Source organism: Pantoea sp. SM3640 (genome assembly GCF_015654165.1).
Taxonomy (GTDB): Bacteria; Pseudomonadota; Gammaproteobacteria; order Enterobacterales; family Enterobacteriaceae; genus Pantoea; species Pantoea vagans.
The window spans coordinates 3,435,205-3,461,708 of the sequence record NZ_CP064872.1 but is presented as its reverse complement, the minus strand read 5'-3'; the positions used below and the strand labels follow the sequence as shown (position 1 = coordinate 3,461,708).

24 protein-coding genes are annotated in these 26,504 nt (G+C 54.4%); 10 read left to right on the top strand and 14 right to left on the bottom strand.

The annotated features are described in order from the left end of the window. Positions 1 to 37 precede the first annotated feature (37 nt). Positions 38 to 439 (bottom strand): Z-ring associated protein ZapG, encoded by a 402-nt coding sequence (zapG, locus tag IV493_RS16095; protein WP_003848291.1) that lies wholly within the window; start codon positions 437 to 439, stop codon positions 38 to 40. 179 nt (positions 440 to 618) lie between these two features. Here zapG and zapE point away from each other — a divergent pair, with 179 nt between their 5' ends. The 5 genes from zapE (at position 619) to sspB (ending at position 4,271) form a co-directional block, all read left to right on the top strand. Further along, positions 619 to 1,746: a cell division protein ZapE gene (gene zapE / locus IV493_RS16090; protein ID WP_013359870.1), complete on the top strand. Its 1,128-nt coding sequence runs from the start codon at positions 619 to 621 to the stop codon at positions 1,744 to 1,746. A 227-nt stretch (positions 1,747 to 1,973) separates the two neighbouring features. Continuing rightward, on the top strand, positions 1,974 to 2,402 hold the full coding sequence (gene rplM, locus IV493_RS16085; RefSeq protein ID WP_008925400.1) for a 50S ribosomal protein L13: 429 nt from the start codon (positions 1,974 to 1,976) through the stop codon (positions 2,400 to 2,402). 15 nt (positions 2,403 to 2,417) lie between these two features. Further along, positions 2,418 to 2,810, top strand: coding sequence for a 30S ribosomal protein S9 (gene rpsI, locus IV493_RS16080; protein WP_008925401.1), 393 nt, complete (start codon positions 2,418 to 2,420; stop codon positions 2,808 to 2,810). A 330-nt stretch (positions 2,811 to 3,140) separates the two neighbouring features. Continuing rightward, positions 3,141 to 3,782, top strand: a complete 642-nt coding sequence (gene sspA / locus IV493_RS16075) for a stringent starvation protein SspA (protein WP_003851135.1) — start codon at positions 3,141 to 3,143, stop codon at positions 3,780 to 3,782. A 3-nt stretch (positions 3,783 to 3,785) separates the two neighbouring features. Then, positions 3,786 to 4,271 (top strand): ClpXP protease specificity-enhancing factor, encoded by a 486-nt coding sequence (sspB, locus tag IV493_RS16070; RefSeq protein WP_013359871.1) that lies wholly within the window; start codon positions 3,786 to 3,788, stop codon positions 4,269 to 4,271. Positions 4,272 to 4,382: 111 nt separating this feature from the next. On the opposite strand, the gene IV493_RS16065 is transcribed toward sspB, so the two are convergent. Together IV493_RS16065 and IV493_RS16060 are read right to left on the bottom strand one after the other, a co-directional pair. Continuing rightward, positions 4,383 to 6,140, bottom strand: a complete 1,758-nt coding sequence (locus tag IV493_RS16065; protein WP_013359872.1) for a sulfite reductase subunit alpha — start codon at positions 6,138 to 6,140, stop codon at positions 4,383 to 4,385. A gap of 185 nt (positions 6,141 to 6,325) precedes the next feature. After that, entirely contained in the window at positions 6,326 to 11,857 is a 5,532-nt protein-coding gene (locus tag IV493_RS16060; protein ID WP_013359873.1) for a glutamate synthase-related protein, read from the bottom strand. Positions 11,858 to 12,747: 890 nt separating this feature from the next. Here IV493_RS16060 and arcB point away from each other — a divergent pair. Together arcB and mtgA are read left to right on the top strand one after the other, a co-directional pair. Next, positions 12,748 to 15,099: an aerobic respiration two-component sensor histidine kinase ArcB gene (arcB, locus tag IV493_RS16055; RefSeq protein WP_013359874.1), complete on the top strand. Its 2,352-nt coding sequence runs from the start codon at positions 12,748 to 12,750 to the stop codon at positions 15,097 to 15,099. An 869-nt stretch (positions 15,100 to 15,968) separates the two neighbouring features. After that, the gene (gene mtgA / locus IV493_RS16050) at positions 15,969 to 16,688 is read left to right on the top strand and encodes a monofunctional biosynthetic peptidoglycan transglycosylase (RefSeq protein ID WP_195857434.1); all 720 of its coding nucleotides are present in this window, start codon (positions 15,969 to 15,971) and stop codon (positions 16,686 to 16,688) included. Positions 16,689 to 16,691: 3 nt separating this feature from the next. On the opposite strand, the gene npr is transcribed toward mtgA, so the two are convergent. The 11 genes from npr to IV493_RS15995 form a co-directional block, all read right to left on the bottom strand. Next, positions 16,692 to 16,964, bottom strand: coding sequence for a PTS phosphocarrier protein NPr (gene npr / locus IV493_RS16045; protein ID WP_010251923.1), 273 nt, complete (start codon positions 16,962 to 16,964; stop codon positions 16,692 to 16,694). Continuing rightward, positions 16,961 to 17,815: an RNase adapter RapZ gene (gene rapZ / locus IV493_RS16040; RefSeq protein ID WP_010251920.1), complete on the bottom strand. Its 855-nt coding sequence runs from the start codon at positions 17,813 to 17,815 to the stop codon at positions 16,961 to 16,963. The genes npr and rapZ overlap by 4 nt, the downstream gene beginning before the upstream one ends. 47 nt (positions 17,816 to 17,862) lie before the next feature. Then, positions 17,863 to 18,342: a PTS IIA-like nitrogen regulatory protein PtsN gene (ptsN, locus tag IV493_RS16035; RefSeq protein ID WP_013359876.1), complete on the bottom strand. Its 480-nt coding sequence runs from the start codon at positions 18,340 to 18,342 to the stop codon at positions 17,863 to 17,865. A 150-nt stretch (positions 18,343 to 18,492) separates the two neighbouring features. After that, positions 18,493 to 18,780 carry a ribosome hibernation promoting factor gene (gene hpf, locus IV493_RS16030; protein ID WP_013359877.1) on the bottom strand — a complete coding sequence of 96 codons (288 nt, stop codon included), beginning with the start codon at positions 18,778 to 18,780 and terminating at the stop codon, positions 18,493 to 18,495. A gap of 21 nt (positions 18,781 to 18,801) precedes the next feature. Beyond that, positions 18,802 to 20,235, bottom strand: a complete 1,434-nt coding sequence (rpoN, locus tag IV493_RS16025; protein ID WP_033731275.1) for an RNA polymerase factor sigma-54 — start codon at positions 20,233 to 20,235, stop codon at positions 18,802 to 18,804. 48 nt (positions 20,236 to 20,283) lie between these two features. After that, positions 20,284 to 21,009: an LPS export ABC transporter ATP-binding protein gene (gene lptB, locus IV493_RS16020; RefSeq protein ID WP_009092467.1), complete on the bottom strand. Its 726-nt coding sequence runs from the start codon at positions 21,007 to 21,009 to the stop codon at positions 20,284 to 20,286. A 5-nt stretch (positions 21,010 to 21,014) separates the two neighbouring features. Beyond that, complete coding sequence (lptA, locus tag IV493_RS16015) at positions 21,015 to 21,566, bottom strand: lipopolysaccharide ABC transporter substrate-binding protein LptA (RefSeq protein WP_110331229.1); 552 nt, start codon at positions 21,564 to 21,566, stop codon at positions 21,015 to 21,017. Then, positions 21,541 to 22,113, bottom strand: a complete 573-nt coding sequence (lptC, locus tag IV493_RS16010) for an LPS export ABC transporter periplasmic protein LptC (protein WP_013359880.1) — start codon at positions 22,111 to 22,113, stop codon at positions 21,541 to 21,543. Before lptC ends, lptA begins: the two co-directional genes overlap by 26 nt. Continuing rightward, on the bottom strand, positions 22,110 to 22,676 hold the full coding sequence (gene kdsC / locus IV493_RS16005) for a 3-deoxy-manno-octulosonate-8-phosphatase KdsC (protein ID WP_147789304.1): 567 nt from the start codon (positions 22,674 to 22,676) through the stop codon (positions 22,110 to 22,112). The genes lptC and kdsC overlap by 4 nt, the downstream gene beginning before the upstream one ends. A 13-nt stretch (positions 22,677 to 22,689) precedes the next feature. Next, positions 22,690 to 23,673: an arabinose-5-phosphate isomerase KdsD gene (gene kdsD, locus IV493_RS16000; RefSeq protein WP_195857433.1), complete on the bottom strand. Its 984-nt coding sequence runs from the start codon at positions 23,671 to 23,673 to the stop codon at positions 22,690 to 22,692. 16 nt (positions 23,674 to 23,689) lie between these two features. Continuing rightward, the gene (locus IV493_RS15995; RefSeq protein ID WP_033731280.1) at positions 23,690 to 24,670 is read right to left on the bottom strand and encodes a calcium/sodium antiporter; all 981 of its coding nucleotides are present in this window, start codon (positions 24,668 to 24,670) and stop codon (positions 23,690 to 23,692) included. Here IV493_RS15995 and IV493_RS15990 point away from each other — a divergent pair. From IV493_RS15990 to mlaE, 3 genes are read left to right on the top strand one after another with little or no spacing between them, the layout of a single operon-like run. Then, complete coding sequence (locus tag IV493_RS15990; RefSeq protein WP_148235579.1) at positions 24,669 to 24,926, top strand: hypothetical protein; 258 nt, start codon at positions 24,669 to 24,671, stop codon at positions 24,924 to 24,926. The two genes, IV493_RS15995 and IV493_RS15990, sit on opposite strands and share 2 nt — an antisense overlap. Continuing rightward, a complete protein-coding gene (mlaF, locus tag IV493_RS15985; RefSeq protein ID WP_095706325.1) occupies positions 24,898 to 25,713 on the top strand; it encodes a phospholipid ABC transporter ATP-binding protein MlaF in 816 nt (271 codons plus the stop codon). Before IV493_RS15990 ends, mlaF begins: the two co-directional genes overlap by 29 nt. Positions 25,714 to 25,717: 4 nt before the next feature. Beyond that, positions 25,718 to 26,500, top strand: coding sequence for a lipid asymmetry maintenance ABC transporter permease subunit MlaE (gene mlaE, locus IV493_RS15980; RefSeq protein WP_033731283.1), 783 nt, complete (start codon positions 25,718 to 25,720; stop codon positions 26,498 to 26,500). The last annotated feature ends 4 nt before the right edge of the window (positions 26,501 to 26,504 follow it).

Genomic DNA, 26,504 nt, shown 5'->3' with positions numbered 1-26,504 from the left:
AAAACAGCGGGCGCAGACAGGCTGCGCCCCAAAAAGATTAGTCGCGGGCAGGGCGCTCGCCACGCAGTAAACCGGATGCGCCTTCAGAGTAGTCGCGCGGCATCTGCACCGGCACCTGATCGTTGTCCGCTTCAGCTTCAGTCAGCTGATAGGCAAACGGATTTTTCTGGCCAGGCAGATTTGGCAGCAGGTCATTCGAGCCTTTTGCCATATGCTGATAGAGCTGACGATAGTCACGCGCCATGTTGTCCAGCAGCTCCGCGCTCTGCGCGAAGTGGTTGGTCAGCTCTTCGCGATAATCAGCCAGCTCCGCTTTCGATTTTTCCAGCTCATACTGCATGCTGCGCTGCTCACGCAGCTTTTTGTTGCCAAAACGCATGGCGACTGCGCCGACAATAATACCTACCACTAAACCAATTAGCCCGTATTCCCAGGTCATAATGACTCCCGTGTTATTTCCATTGTTCCGTAGGGCGTTACACCATATTCAATAATAGTCACTATACCCGTTAATCTTATGGATGTGGAACTCCGGAGCAGCATGGCTTAGTGTAGAACGGCCTTTTTTTCAGCAACCGTGGTATCAATCAGACACCATTCAGGGACTTTGAAACAATAATGCAAACCTCAACTCCGCTTGCACGCTATGAGCAGGCGCTGTCGCAGGGCGAATTCAGGCCCGATGACGTACAACGTGAAGCGATTACCCGCTTAGACGCGCTGCAGCAGGCGCTGGTTGCCCGGCAACAAGCCGCCGCGCCTTCCTCATCCGGCCTGCTGGGACGCCTCTCTAAATTGATGGGCAAAGAGAAAAACGAGACGCCACAACCGGTACGCGGGCTCTATATGTGGGGCGGTGTCGGTCGCGGTAAGACCTGGGTCATGGATCTCTTTTTTCAGTCTATTCCTGGCGATCGCAAACTGCGTCTGCACTTCCACCGTTTTATGCTGCGGGTACACGAAGAACTTACGCAGCTTCAGGGCCAGAGCGATCCGTTACTGATCGTGGCGGACAAATTCAAAGCCGAAACCGACATCCTCTGTTTTGATGAGTTTTTTGTTTCCGATATCACCGATGCCATGCTGCTGGGCACGCTGATGGAAGCGCTGTTTGAACGTGGCATCGCGCTGGTCGCCACCTCGAACATTCCGCCGGACGATCTCTATCGCAATGGTCTGCAGCGTGCGCGCTTCCTGCCTGCGATTGAGCAGATAAAACGGCACTGTGATGTGATGAACGTGGATGCCGGTATCGACTACCGGTTACGCACGCTGACCTCCGCGCATCTGTGGAATTTCCCGCTCAACGCAGAGACGCATGCCGAGATGGGCCGGATGTTCAAAGCATTGTCAGGCAGCCAGCCTGAAGCGGCACCGGTTCTGGAAATTAATCATCGCCAGATGCCGACGCTGGGTGTGAGCGAAGGCGTGCTGGCCATTAATTTCACGACCCTCTGCGGTGAGGGACGCAGTCAGCATGACTACATTGCGCTTTCGCGCCGTTTTCACAGCGTGCTGCTCTATGACGTGCCGGTGATGATCTACAAAACCGAAGATCAGGCGCGCCGTTTCCTGGCACTGGTCGATGAGTTCTATGAACGTCATGTGAAGCTGGTGGTCGCGGCGGAGACGTCACTGACCGAGATTTATCAGGGCACGCGACTGAAGTTTGAATACCAGCGCTGTTTATCCCGACTCCAGGAGATGCAGAGCGAAGAGTATCTGCGTTTGCCGCACCTGCCGTGAGAATAAACAGGATAAATACCGAAATAGGGTTCGATTTTTGTAACCGACTTCTCTATAATCTTGCGACCCCACGTTACAGCAAAGGATTTTTTTCCCAAATCCTCTGTGTTCCAGTAACTCTATCCGAAGGGGTGGCTTGCTGGTCAAAATGGTCGTGTGAGCCTCATTCGTTTACTTAAGCGTTTGGGATTTCACCAACGTGTAACTTAATTTGGGTAAGCTTTTCGATGAAAACTTTTACAGCTAAACCAGAAACCGTCCAACGTGACTGGTTTGTAGTTGACGCAACGGGCAAAACTTTGGGTCGCCTGGCGACTGAACTGGCGCGCCGTCTGCGTGGTAAGCATAAAGCGGAATACACTCCGCACGTTGATACGGGTGATTACATCATCGTTCTGAACGCAGAAAAAGTTGCTGTAACCGGCAACAAGCGTACTGACAAGATCTACTATCACCACACCGGCCACATCGGTGGTATCAAACAGGCGACCTTTGAAGAGATGATTGCTCGCCGTCCTGAGCGTGTGATTGAGATCGCGGTTAAAGGCATGCTGCCGAAGGGCCCGCTGGGTCGTGCTATGTACCGTAAACTGAAAGTTTACGCAGGCAACGAGCACACCCATGCGGCACAGCAACCGCAAGTTCTTGACATTTAATCGGGATTAAAGGCAATGGCTGAAACTCAAAACTACGGCACTGGTCGCCGCAAAAGCTCTACCGCTCGCGTATTCATTAAGCCGGGTAGCGGTAACATCGTAATTAACCAACGTTCTCTGGAACAGTACTTCGGTCGCGAAACTGCCCGCATGGTAGTTCGTCAGCCGCTTGAGCTGCTGGACCTGGTTGGTAAATTCGATCTCTATGTCACTGTTAAAGGTGGCGGTATTTCTGGTCAGGCTGGTGCGATCCGTCACGGTATCACCCGCGCTCTGATGGAATACGACGAATCACTGCGTGGCGAACTGCGTAAAGCAGGCTTCGTTACTCGTGATGCGCGTCAGGTTGAACGTAAGAAAGTCGGCCTGCGTAAAGCACGTCGTCGTCCTCAGTTCTCCAAGCGTTAATTGTTTGCAGCTCCGGCTGCGGCAATTGGCTCAAAAAACCCGCTTCGGCGGGTTTTTTATTTTCTGCCTTCCCACGACTTCCCGCGAAAACCGTAACATCGCGCTCAATTTACCTGCAAAGATTCATTACACGCCCACAAGCAGCCTAAAATCTGGTAAACTCTGTGTCACTTTGCGCCCGCAGGCCGGTGCGTTATGCGCCTTCCCTCTGTCGGGGCGTCAGTATCTGTGACGCGGCTAACCAGGTTGCGTGCGAGTTCGATAAGCTGGTGAATCGCCGTGTGGTTGGCTATTCGCAGTATCTTTTTGTGAACAAACTTGGAGGTTTTCATGGCTGTCGCTGCCAACAAACGTTCGGTAATGACGCTGTTTTCTGGTCCTACTGACATTTTCAGCCATCAGGTTCGTATCGTCCTGGCGGAGAAGGGTGTCAGCGTAGAGATCGAGCAGGTCGAAATGGATAACCTGCCGCAGGATCTGATTGACCTCAATCCGTATCGCACGGTACCAACGCTGGTAGATCGTGAGCTGACGCTGTATGAATCACGCATCATCATGGAATATCTGGATGAACGCTTCCCGCATCCGCCACTGATGCCGGTTTATCCGGTTGCCCGTGGTGACAGCCGCCTGATGATGCATCGCATCGAGCAGGACTGGTACAGCCTGATGCGGAAAGTCGAGAACAGCACGGGTCAGGAAGCCGAAGCCGCACGCAAGCAACTGCGTGAAGAGCTGCTGGCTATCGCGCCACTGTTTGGTCGTACGCCTTACTTCATGAGCGAAGAGTTCAGTCTGGTCGATTGCTACCTGGCGCCGCTGTTATGGCGTCTGCCTTCCATGGGCATCGATCTGATCGGCTCGGGTTCAAAAGAGCTGAAAGGTTACATGAACCGCGTATTTGAGCGTGATTCTTTCCTTGCTTCATTAACTGAAGCTGAACGTGAAATGCGCCTGCAAGCCCGGGCTTAACGTATGGAAATGTCGCAACTTACTGCACGTCGTCCCTATCTGCTGCGCGCCTTCTATGACTGGTTGCTCGACAACCAGCTGACGCCGCATCTGGTGGTCGACATTAATCTGCCGGGTGTGCAGGTGCCGCTGGAGTATGCGCGTGATGGTCAGATTGTCCTGAACATTGCGCCACGCGCTGTGGGTAACCTCGACCTGGCCAATGATCAGGTGTCGTTCAACGCCCGCTTTGGTGGCGTTCCTCGCCAGGTTAACGTGCCGATGGCGGCGATTCTGGCGATCTATGCACGTGAAAACGGTGCCGGCACGATGTTTGAACCGGAACCGGCTTACGAGCTGGGTATGCAGGAGGCGTCAGAAGGTCAGGAAGAGACTATGATGTCAGTGATTGATGGTGATCGTCCTGACGATGCCAGCGATGACGAGACACCGCCTGATGACGATCCACCGCCACGTGGCGGTCGGCCTTCACTGCGCGTCGTGAAATAGCCGTGACATAACAGCGAATACCCGCCCATCCGGCGGGTATTTTTTTGCCTGTCAGCCATAAAAAAAATCCGGCTGCCTGCGCAAGCCGGATTTTTCAGCAGACCTTCGCGATTAGTAGACGTCGCGCAGGTAGCGTTTCTCTTTCTTCAGCTGATCGACATAGTCGGCAGCGCGCTCGGTGGAGAGACCACCAAACTGACGAACCACTTCATACAGCGCATTATCCACATCTTTCGCCATACGCGAAGCATCGCCACAGACGTAGAAGTACGCCCCTTCCTGCAGCCAGGCGTAAAGCTCAGCGCCCTGTTCCAGCATCCGGCTCTGCACGTAGATCTTCTTCTCCTGATCGCGTGAGAAGGCCAGATCCAGACGGGTCAGCAGGCCGTTATCCCGCCAGGCCAGCAGCTCATCCTGATAGATAAAGTCATGTTCCTGATGCTGATCGCCGAAGAACAGCCAGTTTTTGCCCTGCGCGCCGGTTGCCTGGCGTTCCTGCAGGAAGGCGCGGAACGGTGCGATACCGGTGCCCGGTCCCACCATGATCAGTGGTGCGCTGTTATTGGCAGGGACGCGGAACGCTTTATTGGGTGAGATAAAGATGGCGGGCTTCTCACCACGACGCACGCGTTCGGCCAGATAGGTCGAGCAGACGCCACCGCGATTACGGCCGCCACTGTGATAACGCACAGAGGCAACGGTCAGGTGCACCTGATTCGGATGGGCTTTAGAGCTGGATGAAATTGAGTAAGCACGATGCTGCAGCGGGCGCAACAGGGCAACAAACTCCGGCACTGTCAGCGTGCGCGTCAGTTCGAGCTGCAGCAGGTCAAGGGTATCTTTGCCCCACAACCAGACTCCCAGCGCATCTTTATCATCATGCTGTAAGACATGACGCAGTTCCTGATTGGTGGTGTTCTGTCCAACCCACTCGATTAACTTGCGTGAAGGCTCAGAGATCTCAAACTGATAGGTCAGCAGGTCGCCGAGGCTGCGGTCGAAGCCAGGTACTGGCGTCTGGTAGTCAGCATTAAGCTGGGTCAGCAGCAGGCTGACCAGTGAAGGTTCGTTGACCGGAATCACGCCCAGCGCATCGCCCGCTTCATACTTCAGGCCGCTGTCAGACAGGTCGAATTCGAAGTGACGAATATCTTTGGCTGACTGCTCGCCTGACAGGCGCTTATTCGTGATCAGCGCGGCGGCATACGGATTCGATTTGTTGCTGCCTGGAATGACCGGCGCTTCAGGCGCGCTCTCCAGCACGGTGCCGCTGCTGCCTGCGCTGGCGGCAAACTGTGGCATTGAGCTGTTCAGCCACTCGCTGGACGGCTCTTCATAGTCGATATCGCAGTCAATGCGATCTACCACGCGTTTTGCACCCAACTGCTCAAGGCGCATATCGATGAATTTGCCCGCCTGACAGAAGCCATCGTAACCCGTATCGCCAATCGCCAGCACGGCGAAATGCATCTGCTCCAGACGCGGTGCGGTACTGGCAGAGATCGCATCCCAGAACAGCTGGGCATTGTCCGGCATCTCACCTTCACCATAGGTCGAGGTGACAATCAGTACATGGCGCATGGTGGCAAACACGTCGAGATCGACATCGCCCAGCGCCTGAACCACTGGCACCAGCCCTTTCGCTCGGGCAGATTTCGCAGCGGTCTGCGCCAGCGCTTCGGCATTGCCGGTCTGTGAGCCGTACAGAATATGCAGTTGCGTGGTCGCGGCTGCGCCCGTACCTGCAGCAGGTTGCTGCTTGTCTTCTAAAACCAGCAAACGGGAGTGAAGGCCCGCGAGAAAGCCAGCCAGCCAGTACTTCTGATCGCCATTAAAAGGTGCATCTTCTGGAATATAAGGAATTTTCATGGGTACTTTTACTCAATCCCGTTCTCGCCCGATATCAGTGGCGTTCCCCGGTCTGAAAGCGGTTCCGCCTCCCCGCGCCGCAGTGTGTGCAGCAGGGGAAAGCGGTTCTGCCTCTGTCCGGTACAACGATTAATCCGGGCAATGATCAATTAATAATATTCAGTTCAGCCTGATCAGTATCACTGTCAGGAGAGTTTACCCACCGCAGCGGCAATTTCCGGCAATGCCGCACGTGCAAACAGCTCTTCAAAGTCAGGCAGGTGGCCCAGCACTTCCCGGTTACAGGCATCCTGATACATGATCCAGCCGTAGGTCGCCAGACTGTCCATGGAGCGGATGTTACGTTGCGTCAGTGCCGCTTTGTAATCTGACATGCGTTTAGTACCAATCAGACTGGCCAGTTCATCATCGCTGTAACTCTCGATGGCAGAACGGGCATGACGTTGCAGCTTGCTGACCAGTGAAAAGTCTTCCGTCATCAGCAGATTGCGGACCGCTTTTTCCACCGCCGCATCTTCAACCGGCGTGCCTTTCGGCAACTTCGCCAGTGCCAGCTGCTGGGCAAAGCTCAGCACGGTGTAGTTGTTCAGCAGGACAAACATCTCCTGCGTATCGGTCGCGCCATAGGCCGGAACGGCACCGTTGGCGATGGTTTTACCCTGACGCCACGCGGCTTTGAATTTCGCTACCTGATGGCCTGCCAGCGCCGTGGACAGCTCTTCGAGCAGATCTTTGCGGCTCTTGGCTTTCAGGATCTCGCCGCCATCCTGATAGAGCAGCAGTGAGCGCGGCATCACGTAAACAAAGTGGTGGCACTCTGTTTCCCAGTTCTCCAGCAGCCACGCGGCACGTGGTGACTGGGTCGCCTCCAGATGCCAGTTCAGCATGGTCAGCACGGCCTGCTTGTGCACCTGCGCCATCTCATCCTGATCCGCAATCGATCCGAAGCGTACTGAATCACCTGCAGCGTGGCTGGCCAGCGATCCATACGGGTCGTACTGGTAAGCAAAGCCGCCGCTCATGCCGTTGCCAAATCCTTTACCAAAGGTGCCGAGGTTGAGAATGGCACCGTTAGTCATATATTCGCAGCAGAAGTCACCCACGCCTTCAACCACAGCCGTTGCGCCGGAGTTACGTACTGCGAAGCGGTCGCCAGCCTGGCCCTGCACGAACAGTCGTCCGCCAGTCGCGCCAAACAGGGCAAAGTTACCGATCAGCACGTTGCCATCGCCATCCTGCGCGCCGCCCCCAGGCGACATCACAATCAGCTCACCACCACACTGTCCTTTGCCGACACCGTCGTTACAGGTGCCGTAATGGGACAGCTGCATGCCATCGTTGCAGAAGGCGCCAAATGACTGACCGGCAGATCCGGTGGTAGAAATTTTTACGCTTTCAGGGGCCAGATAGCGGCGACCGCGATCGTCGGTCATTACCGCAGGCATCGCCTGCAACTGCTGTGCGCTGAGCTGATGGTTCAGCATGCGCTCAATGTCGATGGCCAGCTGGCCGCCAACGCTTTTGTTGCGGTTGTTCAGGACGATGCTGTTGCCCAGTGAGACGTCAGGATTTCCCTGCTCCACCAGTGACTGCTTAACCTGCTCAATCCAGCCATCATCCAGCTCAAAATCTTTTTCCAGGTAAACCGGCTTGTCGATTTTCAGCTCTGGCACCACGGTGAGCATGGCGCGTAAGTCGAGTTTGCCGACTTCCAGCGGATGATCCATCAGGTGCAGCAGGTCAGAGCGACCACGCGCCTCACGCAGGGAACGCAGGCCCATACGTGCCAGAATTTCACGTACTTCATGCGCGACGTTGAGGAAATACTGCGCCAGCTGACGCGGATCGCCATCAAAGGCTTCTGCGTTAGTGGTTAAGCCAGCCGGGCACTTCACGTTGCAGTTCTTCGCCATCACGCATTTCAGCATCATCAGCGCGGTGGTACCGAACTCAAAGCTGTCACCGCCCAGCAAGGCAGATTTCACCACGTCGCTGCCGGTCTGCTGTGCGCCAGAGCAGCGCAGCAGCACTTTCTCACGCAGGCCGTTGGCACACAGCGCCTGGTGGACTTCAGCGATGCCGATTTCGGCCACGCGTCCGGTATATTTCAGGCTGGTCACCGACGCCGCGCCGGTACCGCCGGTGTTACCTGCAACGTTAATCACGTCGGCACCGGCTTTAGCCACGCCAACTGCGATGGTGCCGATCCCTTCTGACGACACCAGTTTGACAATGACGCGCACGCGCGCGGCTTTACAGTCGTGGATCAGCTGCGCCAGATCTTCGATGGAATAGGTGTCATGATGCGGCGGCGGCGAGACCAGCTCGACGCCAGGCGTACCGCCACGGGCCGCAGCAATCTCTACGGTCACTTTGGCCGCCGGTAACTGACCGCCTTCGCCAGGCTTCGCACCCTGACCAATTTTGATCTCCAGCTCTTCCAGCATCGGATCCGCCAGATAGGCAGCCCAGACACCGAACCGACCCGAAGCCAGCTGTTTGATACGCGAGGCACGGATGGTGCCGTGACGGGAGTAATGCTCGCCGCCTTCACCGCAGTTGCTCATGCCGCCGACCATGTTGGTGCCGTGTGCGACCGCTTCATGAGCCGGCGCGACCAGTGCACCGTGGCTCATTGCCCCGGAAGCAAAGGTACGGGTAATTTCACAGGCTGGCTGTACTTCGCTCAGCGGCAGTGAGGGCAGGGTGGTGAAGATACGTGACAGATAATCTGCCGCTTTACCGTATGCGGTCACTTTCAAAGCGCCAGTGACCACGTCGCTGCTCTCAATATCATCGCCGAAACGGGATTTCAGGGCGCGGGAGAGGTTCTGCAGGCGTTCGGTCTCAGGCTTCAGCCCCTCAATCGCATCGGTCAGACGCAGCATAAAGTGATTCAGGCTGCCATCCACCGCTTCACACTCCATGCCACGAATAGCAAAGCCGTTGTTGGTCAGCGAGTAGCGTCCCAGCTTGCGACGGAACTCCGCTTCGCTGTCAATGTGGGTCAGATCAGCCGGGAATGTCAGAATGTCACGCAGCGCCGCCGGGCGACGTTTACGCTCTTCATACATCAAACTTGAGAACTGACGGTAATCGGCCGTAATCGCAAAGTTGTTGATCACGTCATCCGGGATGCGCTCAAAGCTGCTGTCTTTGAAGGTCTCTGGCTTAATACCAAACGCGTTATCCAGTTTTGCCAGCGTCATCAGACGAATGAAGTTGTCCTCTTCGCGCGCCTTGTCGGCAAAGCGAATCGGCTCTTCGGTCATGTCGATGAAGGTGCGCACGGCGATAGTGCCGTAGGAGTGACCTGCACCTTCTGCACGCTCTTTAAACAGGCCCAGCAACGGCACTTCAGATTCGCCCTGAATCCTGAGCGCGCTCTGGTGCCAGTCAACGGCCATCGCTGCGATGGCTGCGAAGCCCGCGCCACCCACCGGGGTTTTGATATTCGGGAAATACTTTTTCAGCACCGGATCGTCAGTGTTGAGGAAGTTAGGCTCAAAGAATTCGCCGCTGCTGTAACTTTCAACGGTACAAAGGCCCACTTTGCCCATGGTTTTCATCAGCGCTTTTTCAGCGGCTTTGGCATAGCGCTTAAAGGCTTTGTTGCCTTCTTCACCTTCACCAAATTTTTCCTCTGCACGCATCTGTACGCCCAGCGGATAGATAGCGGAAGCCCCGAAGCCGAGGGTGGCAGCAATGTGGTGCGAAGATATGCTCTGGCCGCTTTCTACGACCAGAGAAACATCCAGACGCAGGCCTTCCTGCACCAGGCGCTGGTTAATGGCAGAAACCACCAGCAGCATCGGGATTGCGGCGTGCGTTGACGAGATGTGACGGTCAGTAAGCACGGCGATGCCACCCTGCGAACGGGCAAAATCCACGACCTGTTGCGCCAGGTCATCAATCGCTTTTTCCAGCGCGTTTGCGTTCGCGGTGGTGCTCAGCAGATCTTTGCCGATTACCGGCTCATAGAGCATCTCAAAGCGGGCATAAGGTGCGATGGTCTGCTCGCGCAAACGCAGCATATCAAGGTGGCTGAGGATTGGGGTCGGCACCACAATCTGACGACCTTTGCTGCGGCCCAGATGCGGTTTCGCACCCAGCGCGACACGCAGCGTCATACCATCCACTTCGCGGATTGAGTCCAGCGGCGGGTTGGTGACCTGAGCAAAGCGCTGAGAGAAGTAGTGCGCCATGCCGCCTTCATGATCGGATAAGCCGTTAATGGCGTTGCCGTAACCCATCGCGGAGATTTTCTCTGCGCCGGTGTTCAGCATCGGGTCCATCATGAACTTGAAGCTTTCCTGGTTGTAGTAGTAAGCCACAAAGCGCTGATAGGTTTTCAGATCGCCGCGATAACGCAGCGGTGAACCCTGCTGCTCTGCCGGGATTTCAGGCAGATCGTCAAGACCGACGCGCGCTTCACGCAGCAGCGCTGAATAATCTTTCTCCGCCGCCAGTTTTTCCAGTGCCTGCAGCGTGGTGTAGCTGCGTTTTTCACGGTGATCGAAATAGAGCATGCCGCCCGCTTCGATACGGCCGCGACGCAAGACGCTTTCGGGTGGGAAGGCGATCTGACCGGCTTCTGACATCGCACCGATATACTCAGCCGTTTCGACTGAGCGCAGTGGACGCAGGCCAAGACGGTCAAGACGGGCGCCAATCACTTCACCATTGCCAAAGATTAATGCTGCCGGGCCGTCGTTCTTCTCTTCATACAGTGAGAAATATTCCAGCATGTCACGCACTTCTGGCGGCAGCGAACTGTCGTTTTCCCAGGCGGGTGGCATCATTGAAACCACGGCGGTGATCAGGTCGAGATCATCTTCCATCAGACGGCTGTGGATACTCTGGTCCAGACGCGAGCTGTCAGACTGACCTTTGGGCCGCACGATTTTCTTGCCACGGGCCAGTGCCAGCGCGGACTCAGCGATGCGGTTTTTACGGTCCGTATTCAGCTCACCGTTGTGCGCCATCAGGCGGAACGGCTGGGCCATCGTGGTATGCGGATCGGTGTTGGTGGAGAAGCGGGTATGGAAAAACAGCCCACGCACCTGATGATCGGGATCGGTCAGATCTTTGAAGTAGGGGATCACTTCATTGGAATTCAGACGGGCTTTAAACACCTGGGTGCGCGACGACAGCGACAGCGGATAGAGGCCGCCAAATTCGCTCTCGGTAAAGGCGCGGGCTTCAATCGTTAACAGGGCGCGGTAGATGCGTTGCTCGAAGTCGTTCTGGTCAACCACGTCCTGTGGCGCAGTGAAAATCCACTGCAGGATCGGTAACTGAAACTGTACGGCGGCCGGACGCGTCACGCTGCTGTCGAGCGGCATGTCACGCTTCATGATCACCGGCAGGCCAAAGCTGTTGAGTGTCTCATCTACCAGACGTTCGGCATTCGCGCGCAGCGCAGCATCTTTCGGCACAAAGAAGTTGCCGACGCCAAAGCGGCCCGCTTCCAGCGGCTGGCCGGTAATCTTGCGGAAGAAATGCAGGGAAAGGTCAACGTTGACCCCGGCGCCGTCGCCGACGCCTTCCGCTGACATACCGCCGCGGTGAGGCACCGTGCACAGGGCGCTGTGCGCCATCTGCAGAATTTCGTGGGTCTGCTCGCCGTCCTTGCGCGTAATGAAACCTACACCACAGCTGTCACTGCCTGCTGTCGGATCATACAAGCCATAGGATTGAGGTTTTTTAGTGGACATTGAGGGTCTCCTTAACTGCTTTGACATTACCTGCACTGTTTCAGGGTCTGAGCGCAACGGGGCGCAACATCATTTTCATCGCCATGCTCTGTCGAGCGCGCGTCATAGCCCTGAGCATTTCTCTCCAGACATCGATAAAACGTCCTTAATTGAGCTGCTCTCTGATTTCCGGTCTCTTAAAGGAGATGACTTAAACCGCGCGGGAGTCTTCTTGTTGCATAGATATGCCGAGACAATGGCCCGTCTGGAAAGCTTTCAGCGGATTTCCAACTTATCGGGAAAGCGTAATCAGGTCAAATAGGGCGGTCAGACAGGGTTAACAGGGGTTTTATCTGCGTAAGATATTGAATTTATTGCTTTTTAAGGTTTAAAGTGTATCACTCTGCTGCCTGCCGATCGGCCCATAAATGTGAACTGACTCACTGTAGTGCAGGCGTCAGATCTCTGCACCATGCTGGTGACGGGGTGTTAGACAGCATTAAATGCTGTTCAGAACCGTTGATGCATAGCATGTATCTGTTTTTCTTATGTCCGTCTATTTGAATGAAACAGCGGTTGGTTATAAGAAAAATTAATCAACACTGTCTTGCTTAAAATATCATTTAAGTTGAATGGGTATGCATGTAAACAGGGTGTGCCTGCGCAACAGGACGTTGCCAGGATATTGAAAACAGGCCATACGAAGAAATCACGGATTCGCTGGCGGCATTACAGATTATTCATTTGGCACAATCAGTCAAGGGTTTTAACCGCTTTGTCCTTAACGTCGCCGATCGACTATGCGAATGCACCATAAAAGCGCATTTGATCCCGTATCTCCACGCGACGTGCCGGGACGTCAGCAGGCTAACTGCGCTATTATGAGGCTGTTTCTCTTCCAGGGAGTTGTTATGAAACAAATTCGTCTGTTGGCGCAGTACTACGTTGATTTAATGGTCAAGCTTGGACTGGTGAGGTTCTCGCTGCTGCTGGCATCTGCGCTGGTGGTGCTGGCGATGATCGTCCAGATGGCGGTTACGATGGTACTGCGAGGTCATGTCGAGAGCATTGACGTGGTGCGTTCGGTTTTCTTCGGGCTGCTGATTACGCCCTGGGCGGTCTATTTTCTGTCGGTGGTGGTCGATCAGCTGGAGGAATCGCGGCAACGGCTGGCACGGCTGGTGGATAAGCTGGAAGAGATGCGCACCCGCGACCTGGAACTGAACCAGCAGATGAAAGAGACCATCACGCAGCTGAATCAGGAGATCAGTGACCGTAAAAAGGCGGAGCTGGCTCGCGAGCAGGTGATGGACAAGCTGCGTGAAGAGGTGACCCGTCGCGAGCAGGCACAGATTGAGCTGGAGCAGCAATCCTCCTTCCTGCGCTCATTCCTGGATGCTTCGCCTGACCTGGTTTTCTATCGCAACATTGATAAGCAGTTCTCCGGCTGTAATCGGGCGATGGAACTGCTGACCGGCAAAAGCGAGAAACAGCTGATTGGCCTGACGCCACGCGATATCTATGATGATGAAGCGGCAACGAAGGTGCTGGAAACGGACGAGAAGGTGTTCCGTCATAACGTCTCGCTGACTTATGAACAGTGGCTGCAATATCCCGACGGGCGCAAAGCCTGTTTCGAGATCCGTAAAGTGCCTTATTACGACCGCGTCGGTAAGCGCAGCGGGCTGATGGGCTTTGGCCGCGATATAACGGAGCGTAAGCGCTATCAGGACGCGTTAGAGAACGCCAGCCGGGAGAAGACCACCTTTATCTCTACGATCAGCCACGAGCTTCGTACGCCGCTTAATGGCATTGTCGGCCTGAGTCGTATTCTGCTGGATACCGACCTTAATCAGGAACAGCTGAAATACCTGAAAACCATTCACGTCTCTGCCATCACGTTGGGCAACATCTTCAATGATGTGATTGAGGTGGACAAAATCGAGCGCCGCAAAGTGCAGCTGGACAATCAGCCGCTCGACTTCACCGGTTTCCTCGCCGATTTAGAAAATCTTTCCGGCCTGCTGGCTCAGCCAAAAGGGCTGAAGTTTGTGCTTGCGCCACAACTGCCGCTGCCGCATATGATTTCGACGGACGGAACGCGTCTGCGTCAGATTCTGTGGAACCTGATTGGTAACGCCGTGAAGTTCACTCAGCAGGGCGAAATCGTGGTGCGGGTAGCCTATGAGCAGGACGAAACGCTGCGCTTTGAGGTGCAGGACTCCGGTATGGGTATTCGGCAGGAGGAGCAGGATAAGATCTTTGCGATGTACTATCAGGTCAAAGATCAGCATGGCGGTAAACCGGCGACTGGCACCGGTATCGGGCTGGCGGTTTCACGTCGTCTGGCGCAGGCGATGGGCGGTGACATCCATGTACATAGCGCACCAGGACAGGGCTCATGCTTCACCGTAGAGATTAAGGCGCCGCGCATTGCTGAAGAGGTGGAGGATGAAGGCCTGGACGACAGCCTGCCACTGCCTGCGCTGCATGTCCTGCTGGTTGAAGATATTGAGCTGAATGTGATTGTGGCGCGCTCGGTGCTTGAGAAGCTGGGCTGTAGCGTCGAGGTCGCCATGACCGGCAGCGAAGCGCTGGCGCTGTTCGACCCGCTGGAGTTTGATCTGGTGCTGCTGGATATTCAGCTGCCCGATATGACCGGGCTGGATGTCTCGCGTGCGATTCGCCAGCAGTATCAGGGAACGCATCTGCCACCGCTGGTGGCACTGACCGCCAACGTCCTTAAAGACAAAAAAGAGTATTTCGACGCGGGCATGGATGATGTTCTGAGCAAACCGCTGGCAGTGCCGGCGCTGACCGCGATGATCAAAAAGTACTGGGATTATCAGGCAGATTCGGAAGAGGAAACCGCAGAGGTCAGCGATGACAAAACCCGGATGCTGCTGGATGTCGCGATGCTCGAACAGTATATCGAGCTGGTTGGCCCGGGCCTGATTACCCAAAGCCTGACGATGTTTGAAAAGATGATGCCGGACTATCTTGCGGTGCTGGAATCGAATCTGATGGCGCGCGATCAAAAAGGCATTGCTGAAGAGGGGCACAAGATCAAAGGGGCGGCAGGTTCGGTCGGGCTGCAGCGCTTGCAGATGCTGGCGAAACAGATCCAGAGTCCTGAATTACCGGCGTGGTGGGACAACGTTGTTGAATGGATTGACGAGCTGAAGCATGAGTGGCGACATGATGTGCAGGTATTGCGCGACTGGGTGGCAGAGCAGGATAAATCATATCCCGGAAAAAAATGACCCCAGCCGAGGCCGGGGTGCGCGAATACTGCGCCAACACCAGGGAAAACATTGCGGCCGCTATGATTTGAATAATTAATGCAGCCGCAGGGTATTGGTTAACACTGACATCACCTTAGCAAATTCATCTTCTCATGCGACAAGATTCATTAAAATTTGTGATATTGAGCAGCGTTTAAATACAGAAAACATTAATTTGGCAACACAGTCAAGTAAGGAATCATTTTCTCTGCTGCATTGCTGTTATTTTAATCAAATTTGTGGTTTTTGGTATAGTTTTGACGCTGCTCAGCTGCAAAGCAAAGGCTGAGCAGCTGTAAATTAAGCTGGCATTAACCTCTGCCTCTTCAGAGAGGCTAACGCGCTGATATTGCAAGTGACCACCCTGAAATGACACGAATTATCCAAAACGATTTGGAATGATAAAAAAGAATCTAAAACTTTGTCCTGCACTTGCACTGACATCATTGCGCTTAATGAGAGTAAAAAGGGCCACAACAACTCTGAGTAACGCTGTTAAGCGCTGTTTATTTATACGTTATCAGCGTGATTCTGTTTAAGCTTTGGGCGGCTCATCATTCATAAAAAAATAACAGTTAAGAATATCGAATGATTTAAACCGGCGCTTATCACCCATTATTAAGTGTTTATCTGGAAAGATGCTAAGCCGTGGCAATGAATGGAACCGATTCCTTTTTACCGGAAGTCCTTGAACTATTTCGAACTGTTGCAGCATTTTGATGCAAAATGATTGAATAAAGTCTGGAAACCGCCGCAAGGTTTTCAGCGATTTTTATGAAAAAGCTGCTTTTCTGGCAGTGATTACATGAGTGATTAATTAACGTCTGAAACAGGTATGGGAAGATTGCATGAACAAGCATAAAGGAAGCGTCGGACAGCGTATCAGACGTATTATTGGTCGTGTCATGCTGGTATGGCTGGGCGTATGGCTGGCGGGAATTTTGCTCTTTTCGTTCCTGCCGGTACCGTTTTCAGCGGTGATGGCTGAACGACAGATCGGTGCCTTGTTACGCGGTGACTTTAGCTATGTCGCCCATTCTGACTGGGTCGGACATGATGAGATTTCGCCGTGGATGGGGCTGGCCGTTATCGCCTCAGAAGATCAAAAGTTTCCGGACCACTGGGGTTTCGATGTCGCGGCGATTGAATCTGTACTGGATAACAGCGATAGCCGGATGCGTGGTGCCTCCACGCTGTCACAACAGACAGCAAAGAATCTGTTTCTGTGGGATGGCCGCAGCTGGGTGCGCAAAGGTCTGGAAGCGGGGCTGACAGTAGGTATTGAGACAGTCTGGACGAAACGACGTATTCTGACCGTCTATCTTAATATTGCAGAGTTTGGACCGGGTATCTTTGGCGTTGAAGCAGCTTCACAGCGCTACTTCCACAAGCCAGCCAGCCGGCTTACCGCTGCCGATGCCGCCTTACTGGCGGCCGTTCTGCCTAATCCTATCCGTTATCGTGCGGCTGCGCCTTCAGGCTACGTCAGAGAGCGACAGCAGTGGATAATGCGTCAGATGCGCCAGCTTGGCGGGGAAGGCTTCCTGCAGCGTAATAAGCTCGACTAAGACTTAGTCTTCATCAAAGCCTGCTTCAAACAGCTCAATGACCGCTGCCAGCGCCGGGATCTCCTCCGGACCGCTGGCTTCAATCTCTATGTGTCCGCCTTTAGCCGAGTCGAGCATCAGCAGCGCAATTACGCTGCTGGCTTCGGCTTCTGTGCCCGCTTCGTTGCGCAGCAACACTTCGGCATCGAAGCTCTGCACCAGCTCAAACAACTTCATTGCCGGACGGGCATGCATGCCCAGCTTATTTTTGATTTCTACAGTTTGTCTGACGGTCATGATTTGCGCTTTTCCAGCGTGCGATGGCGTGACTGTACATTCTTACCGCGCGAACGGAAGTAATCCGCCAGCTGTTCTGCAATATAAACTGAGCGGTGTTTGCCACCAGTACAGCCAATCGCCACGGTAAGATAGCTACGGTTGTTGGTCTCCAGCATCGGCAGCCAGAGTTCAAGATAGCTGCGTGTCTGGTAGATAAAGTTGTGCACTTCAGTGTGGCGGTCAAGGAAGGCCGCCACCGGACGATCAAGGCCGGTCATCGGGCGCAGCTTAGGATCCCAGTGGGGATTAGGCAGAAAGCGCACGTCAAAGACATAATCAGCGTCAATCGGGATGCCATGTTTGAAGCCAAAGGATTCAAACACCATGGTCAGTTCGCGTTCACGCTTGCCCAGCAGACGGGTACGCAGCATCTCGGCCAGCTCATGTACCGACATCTCTGAGGTGTCGATGATCAAATCGGCACGCGAACGCAGCGGCTCCAGCAGATCGCTCTCTTCATCGATAGCGCTCTCCAGCGACAGATTTTTGCTGGAGAGGGGATGCAGACGGCGCGTATCGCTGTAACGGCGAATCAGGGTATTGCGATCGGCGTCGAGAAACAGCAGCTGAGGTGAAAATGTGTCAGGCAGATTATTCAGCGCGGTTTCAAAAATTTCCGGGGATTCAGGCATGTTACGCACGTCGATGCTGACCGCCGCCGAAATATTGCGTTCCGCCAGCGAATTGGCCAATTCAGGCAGCAGCACGACCGGCAGGTTATCAACGCAGTAGAATCCCATATCTTCCAGCGCACGGAGCGCCACTGACTTCCCCGAGCCTGAACGACCGCTAACGATCATCAGCACCATGACCTTCTCTCCCGTTTTAAAACCGGCACCGGGCCGGTAAAGACGCGTTACTGCTCTGTCTGGACTTCCGTAATAATGGCATAGAGTTCTTCATCACTCTGCGCAGCACGCAGGCGACGGCAAACCGTTTTATCTGCCAGACGTTTTGCCACCAGTGAAAGGGTGTGCAGGTGTGTTTTGCACTGGTCAGCCGGAACCAGCAATGCAAACAGCAGGTCGACCGGCTGGTTGTCGACGGCATCAAACGCAATCGGCTGCTCGAGGCTGATAAATACCCCAACCGCACGCAGCGTATCCTCTTCTAGCTTGCCGTGAGGAATGGCTATTCCGTTACCAATACCGGTACTGCCCATGCGTTCGCGGGTCAGAATCGCTTCGAAAAGCGTCTGGTGCGGCAGGTTGAGCTGCTTAGCGGCCAGTTCGCTGATGATTTCCAGCGCACGTTTTTTGCTCTGGCAGTGTACGCCGCTGCGGGTGCAGTCTGGCGAAAGCACTGTGCTCAATTCCAGTGTAAGGTCGTTGTTCATTATCGTTTCACTTGCGTGTTCACCAGGCCATTCACCACCAGCGCGCTGATATGTGCGACAAACGGCGCTTGCTCAGATGACAAAACGGGGCGGATTATCCGCCCCATCCTGTCGGCTCTGCGCGGCAGGCGCGCGTAGCTAGCGTGAAGGTTAGTGTTTTTTCAGTTTATCTTTGTGTTTGGTCAGCTGACGGGCCAGTTTATCGATCAGCCCGTCAATTGCCGCATACATATCTTCCGCTTCCGACGTGGCGTGCAGCTCGCCACCGTTCACGTGGAGTGTTGCGTCAGCCACCTGCGTGACTTTCTCAACCTTCAGGACAATATAGACCTGATTGATATGTTCAAAATAGTGTTCCAGTTTGGCAAATTTACCGCTGACGAATTCACGTAAAGGTGGCGTGATTTCAACATGTTGCCCGGTCAGGTTCAGCTGCATAGGTCTTCCTTCTCATTTCTTTCAAACCAGCTGTTTACGCTGGTTCGATGGCGGGATGGATAAAGACTCACGATATTTGGCGACGGTACGCCGTGCCACCATGATCCCCTGATCAGATAACATGGAGGTCAGTTTACTGTCGCTCAAGGGTTTGGCTGGATTTTCCGCCGAAATTAATTTCTTCACCAGAGCACGGATCGCGGTAGAGGAGGCTTCACCGCCACCTTCCGTATTAACGTGGCTGGAGAAAAAGTACTTCAGTTCAAAAATGCCACGCGGGCTGTGCAGATATTTCTGCGTGGTCACACGGGAAATGGTCGATTCGTGCATCTCAACAGCCTGGGCGATATCGGCCAGCACCATCGGACGCATAAATTCTTCACCCTGCTCAAAGAACGCCTGCTGCTGCTCAACGATACAGCGCGTGACTTTAAGCAGCGTGTCATTGCGGCTTTCCAGACTCTTAATCAGCCAGCGCGCTTCCTGCAGATTACTGCGAATGAACTGGCTGTCGCTGTCATTGCGCGTTGCACCGCCCATTGCCGCATAGTGCTGGTTGATTTTCAGACGAGGCACGCTGTCGGCATTGAGCTCAACCGTCCAGCGGTTGCCGACCTTACGCACCAGCACATCGGGGATAACATATTCCGGCTCGCCGGTGTTGATGGACTGACCCGGCCGCGGGTCCAGCGACTGAATCAGCAGCATCGCCTCTTTCAGCACCTCTTCTTTGAGGCGCGTGACGCGCATCAGGCTACGGAAGTCGTGATTGGCCAGCAGGTCGAGATGTTCGCTGACAATCAGGCGTGCTTCAGTCAGCATCGGCGTTTCTGGCGCATACTGGGAGAGCTGAACCAGCAGACAGTCACGCAAATCACGTGCGCCCACACCGATCGGGTCAAAGCGCTGGATGCGTTTCAGCACCGCCTCAACCTCATCCGCTTCAAGCTCATCATTGCCGATGCTGTCGAGGATCTCCTCAAGCGAGACGGTGAGATATCCGGTGTCATCGATAGCATCGACGATAGAGGTCGCAATCGCGCGGTCGGTATCGCTGAAAGGCGTCAATTCGACCTGCCACATCAGGTAATCCTGCAGTGACTGCGTGGTTTCGCCCTGATAGACCGGCAACTCATCATCCTGATAATCGGTACCGGTGCCGGAAGGGGTGCCAGCGGTGTAGATTTCATCCCAGGTGGCATCCAGCGGCAGCTCATCAGGCATCTCTTTCTGCTCAAGCGCTTCACGGGTATCCAGCGCTTCGGCTTCTGACGATTCCCGGGAGTCAATCTCGTCATGCAGATCGGTCTGCTCAAGCAGGGGATTACTTTCCAGTGCAAGCTGTAACTCCTGCTGGAGTTCAAGCGTGGAGAGTTGCAGCAGACGAATCGCCTGCTGCAACTGTGGAGTCATTGCCAGCTGTTGGCTGAACCTGAGTTGTAAACCTTGCTTCATAGACAGGATGGTAGTTCCCAGGTAAACATCGGTATTAACGACACCTTATCAGAGTCTGAACTCTTCACCCAAATAAACCCGCTTAACCTGCTCATCCGCAAGAATTTCATTGGGTGTACCATGCGCAATCAGGTGGCCCTGGCTGACGATATAGGCCCGCTCACAGACCGCTAACGTTTCGCGCACGTTATGGTCGGTAATCAAAACGCCGAGGCCGCTGTCACGCAGATGCTCAATGATCTTCTTGATGTCGATAACGGAAATAGGGTCAACACCGGCAAAAGGTTCATCCAGCAGAATAAACTTAGGATTGGCAGCCAGCGCGCGGGCAATCTCAACACGACGTCGTTCACCACCCGACAGTGCCTGACCCATGCTGTCACGCAGGTGCTCGATGTGGAACTCTTCCATCAGCTCACGGGCGCGATCCTGGCGTTGCTCTTCGGTGAGGTCATCACGGATCTGCAGTACCGCCATCAGGTTATCGTAGACGCTGAGGCGACGGAAGATCGATGCCTCCTGCGGCAGATAACCGATGCCGCGACGCGCACGCGCATGCAGCGGCAGGATACTGATGTCTTCATCATCAATGACAATGCGGCCAGCGTCACGCGGCACAATGCCCACCACCATGTAAAAGGTGGTGGTTTTACCGGCTCCGTTCGGACCCAGCAGGCCGACAATCTCGCCGGATTTTACCTGCAGGCTGACATCTTCTACCACGCGACGGCCTTTATATGCCTTCGCCAGGTTTTCTGCGATTAATGTGGCCATAGCTATCAGTTACTCTTCTTTCCGCTGTTGGACGAACCTTTATCCTGAAGTTGCGACGGCACCAGTACGGTCGTGACGCGCTTGTTCTGGCCCTGACTGTAAGCTTGCATTTTCTGCTCTTTCACCAGATAGGTAATACGATCGCCTTTGATGTTGCTGTCCTGCTGCTCTATGAACGCATTGCCGGTCAGTTCAACGAAATCGTTGGCCAGTTCGTAGTGCAGTTTAGACGCATGGCCCTGAACCGGCTTGCCGCTGTCCTGCATCTGATAGAAAGTGGCGGGATTACCGTAGGCGTCAACGATGGTTTTCTTGCTGTCGCCGCCCGGACGGGTCACCACGACTTTATCGGCCGTGATTTTGATAGAGCCCTGCGTCACGATGACATTGCCGGTAAAGGTCGCGACATTGCCCTGCAAATCCAGCGCCTGATTCTGCGAGTCAATATTGACGGGTTTGTCCGAGTCACCGGTCAGGGCCAGCGCCGGAACGCTGGTTGCCAGTAACATGCTGGCCAGTAAAATCTTCAGGCTATTTTTGTTCATTTTGGATTTCATAAGAGGTTTTGACCTTCTCGATTAACTCGGCGTTTTTTGTCCGTAAATTGCCGCGCATTTTCATGCCGGTGGAGTTAAAGCTGCGGCCATACAATGTCACCTGGTCATCAGAGGTAACGTCCTGAGTGACAAGGTTAATCTGTGCATTATCGGTTTTGATCCGCTCAAGCTGGGAATCCTGCGTCAGCGTATTCAGCTCAACATGGCCATACAGATAAAGCATACGATCTTTGGTGAGCTTTGCTTTATCTGCGCGTAACGTCCAGGTAGGAATTTTATTCTCATCAAAGGTGGTCATTACCGGATTGTCGAACCAGCTCAGCTCGTCATCCGAGAAATAGGTCACTTTGTCAGAGACCAGTTTATATGACAGCGCGCCCTGCGGGTTATACACCACAGTGTGAGAATCATCACTGGTATAGGTCGGCGACTGACTATCCGTCCCGACTGGCGTGCCATCGCCATCCTGGTTGGTAAGATTCCAGCCGATCAAAACCAGTGCAATCAAGGTCAGAATCAGCGTTATCCAACGCCTGCTTTTACTCATACTGATTGCCCTTTGGCATCCTCAAATTTGTTCTGCGCCATTAAGATCAGGTCACATACTTCGCGAACCGCGCCGCGTCCACCCGCAATCCGCGTAACATACTGCGCGCGCGGCAACAGGATCGGATGTGCATCCGCTACCGCCACGCTTAATCCCACTTTCGCCATCACCGGCCAGTCGATCAGGTCGTCACCGATATAGGCGACCTGATCATCAGAGAGAGACAGTTTATCCAGAAGTTCACGATAGGCCAAAAGCTTATCCGATTGTCCCTGATAAAGATGACGGATGCCGAGCGTTTTGCAGCGATCTTCCATCAGACGGGCATTGCGGCCAGTAATAATAGCCACTTCCACATCGGCGGTCAGCAAACAGCGTACACCGTAACCATCCCGCACGTTGAAGGCTTTCAGCTCTTCACCCTTGTTTCCCATGTAGATCACCCCGTCGGACATGACGCCATCGACGTCGCAGATCAGCAGACGAATGTTGCTGGCGCGCGCCATGACGTCAGCACTGATCGGTCCATAGCAGGTGTCAATCGTGGGCGTTACCTGTTGCATTTTCTTTTCCTGTTCAGACTACGCCAGCGCGCAGCATGTCATGCATATGTACCACACCGAGCAGATGGTCGTCATCGGCCACCAGAATCGAGGTAATGTTTTTGGTCTGCATCAGGTTCAGGGCTTCAACCGCCAGCATATTTGGCCGGACGCGGATGCCACCTGGCGTCATCACTTCCCCGATGGTGGCGCGCTGAAAATCGATGCCCATATCAAAGATGCGGCGCAGGTCACCATCGGTAAAGATACCTTCAATTTTCATCAGACCGTCGACGATGACCGTCAGGCCCAGATTTTTGCGGGTAATCTCCAGCAGCGCATCACGCAGTGAGGCGTCACGGGTGACGTGCGGCAGCTCATCGCCGCTGTGCATGATATCCGCTACATGCAGTAGCAGTTTGCGGCCCAGCGCACCGCCAGGGTGGGAGAGGGCGAAATCTTCCGCCGTGAATCCACGTGCTTCCAGCAGCGAAACCGCCAGCGCATCGCCCATCACCAGTGTGGCTGTGGTACTGGTGGTTGGCGCAAGGCCTAACGGGCAGGCTTCCTGCGGAACATGGACACACAGATGCACATCGGCAACCCGGCCCATCGCGCTGTCAGGCCGTCCTGTCATGCAGATCAGCGCAATGTGCTGACGTTTTAACACCGGAATCAGCGCGAGGATTTCATTCGACTCACCGCTGTTAGAGATGGCGATCACCACATCATTTTTGCTCACCATGCCCAGGTCGCCATGGCTGGCTTCGGCCGGATGAACAAAAAAGGCTGGCGTACCGGTACTGGCAAAGGTCGCCGCTATTTTTTTGCCGATATGACCAGACTTACCCATGCCCATCACGACCACTTTACCCTGACAGGCGTAGATCAGGGCGCAGGCGCGGGCGAAATCGTCATTAATATATTGATCGAGCTGTTCCAGTCCTTCACGCTCGATGCGCAGGACGGTTTTCCCCGCCTGCTGAAAATCAAATGCTGTTGGTTGCTGATATGACATAGTGAGTCTGTCCTTGTTAGCCGTCCATGAATGCCGGCTGCATCCACAGCAGCGTCACCCAGACGAAGAAACCACAGAGTAAAATCAGGCCGGCGATGCGGCCAACGCGTCGGCGACGCAGCAGGCAGAGCAGGGCAAACAGCACGCTGACGCCCAGCATCACCCAGTAATCACGAGCAAAGGCGTGATAGTCGATACTGCCGGGGTGAATCAGCGCCGGCAGGCCCAGCACGATGGCAATATTATAAATGTTGGCACCGATCAGATTGCCGATCGCGATATCATCTTCACCTTTCAGCGCCCCGGCAATCACCGTCGCCAGCTCAGGCAGGCTGGTGCCCACGGCGATGAGCGTCAGGCCCATCACCAGTTCGCTGACGCCAAAGTAGTCAGCAAAGGCGGTGGCATTGTCGATCACCATCCGGGTCGACATCGGCAGAATTATCAGCGCGACGGCCAGCCAGAGAAAGGCCACCGTGTTTCCGCTCTCTTCACGGGGCAGCTCGGCCAGCTGCTCGCGGGTCAGGGTGTCGTTGTTGTCCCGTTCTGCTTTACGCGCAATGCGAATCACCACCATCAGATAAATAGCGGCGATGGCGATCAGGCCAATTCCATCCAGTCGACTAAGCTGATTGTCAAACAGCATAAATCCGCTGAGCAGGGTAACCAGCAACATCAACGGCAGTTCACGGCGTATCAGATTAGAATGAACGCTGAGTGGATGCATGAGCGCAGCGGCACCCAAAATGAGTAAAATGTTGGTAATATTCGAGCCGAGCGCGGTGCCAACTGCCAGATCCATCTGTCCATGCTGGGCCGCGGAAAAGGAGAGGATCATTTCTGGCAGCGAGGTGCCGATGCTGACAACGGTCATGCCAATGATCAGCGGCGGAATGCCAAAGGATCGACACAATATAGAGGCGCTAAACACCAGACGATCGGCACCATATGCCAGTAAAAGCAAACCGATAATCAGCAGTGCAGAAGCTACGAACATGAAAAATCCTTGCGTAAAAACCCGGGCCGGCAATGCCTTTACCGACCGGTTTAAGGTTCTGTTTGGCGTGACAGCCGCTGATTTTGACCGTCTGAACGGCAAAAGTAAATTTAATGACCATTTTCGCCAAATCTTAGCGGTAAGTTTCTGTAAAGCTATCGTGAATCAGGACCGAACAGGCTACCATCGTACCCCATGTTTACGCCCGATCCTTACAAGAGGTAATAATGATCCAGCAGCAAACGAATCTGGTTGAGGTTCGTGGCGTGAGTTTTTCGCGCGGAGATCGCACCATCTTCGACGACATTTCGCTGACCGTGCCGAAAGGCAAAGTGACGGCGATAATGGGACCGTCGGGGATAGGGAAAACCACTCTGCTACGCTTGATTGGGGGGCAACTTCAGCCGACCCGCGGTGACATCTTTTTCCGTGGCGAAAACATTCCGTCATTGTCGCGCGCTAAATTGTATGAAGCGCGCAAGAAGATGAGCATGCTGTTCCAGTCTGGCGCGCTATTTACTGACTTAACGGTCTATGAAAATGTTGCCTGGCCGCTGCGCGAACATACCCGTCTTCCCGCACCTATTCTGCACAGCACGGTATTAATGAAGCTGGAAGCCGTGGGGCTGCGTGGCGCAGCTCAACTGAAACCGGCTGAGCTGTCGGGCGGAATGGCGCGTCGTGTGGCGCTGGCGCGCGCGATTGCGCTTGAGCCGGAACTGATCATGTTTGATGAGCCTTTTGTCGGTCAGGATCCCATCACCATGGGTGTGCTGGTCAAACTCATTGATGAACTGAACCATGCTCTGGGCCTGACCTGTATTGTGGTCTCGCACGACGTACCGGAAGTACTGAGTATTGCGGACTATGCCTATATCGTGGCCGGACAAAAAATTATCGCACACGGCACCACGCCGGAACTGCGAGAGAATAATGACCCGCGCGTCCGCCAGTTTATTGATGGCGATGCGGATGGTCCGGTTCCCTTCCGTTTTCCTGCCGGCGACTATCTCGCTGATTTAACCGGCTCAGGGAGTAACTAAACAGATGGTCTTGAAGGCGCTGGCGTCATTCGGTCGTCAGGGAATTGAAACGTGCGCCAGTTTTGGACGCGCAGGATTAATGCTGTTTCACGCGCTGGTAGGAAAACCCGCGTTCCGCAGACACTCGCCGCTACTGATTAAACAGCTCTATAGTGTTGGCGTGTTGTCGTTACTGATTATTGTGGTGTCGGGCCTGTTTATCGGCATGGTACTGGGACTGCAGGGTTATCTGGTACTGACCACTTACGGTGCTGAAACCAGTCTGGGCATGCTGGTGGCGCTGTCGTTGCTGCGTGAGCTGGGGCCGGTCGTGACCGCGCTGCTGTTTGCCGGACGGGCAGGCTCGGCCCTCACGGCTGAAATCGGTCTGATGAAAGCCACTGAACAGCTCTCCAGTATGGAGATGATGGCGGTGGATCCGTTGCGTCGCGTCGTTTCGCCGCGCTTCTGGGCCGGTTTTATCAGTATGCCGCTACTCGCACTGATCTTTACCGCGGTAGGCATTGCTGGCGGTGCCCTGGTTGGCGTGAGCTGGAAGGGAATCGATCCTGGTTTCTTCTGGTCAGCCATGCAGAATGCGGTCGATTTCCGCACCGACGTTGTTAACTGCATCATCAAAAGCGCCGTCTTTGCCGTGACGGTTACCTGGATTGCTCTTTTTAATGGCTATGACGCGATTCCCACTTCTGAAGGGATCAGTCGCGCGACAACGCGTACCGTAGTACATGCTTCACTGGCGGTGCTCGGGTTGGATTTTGTGCTGACAGCACTGATGTTTGGGAATTGATGCA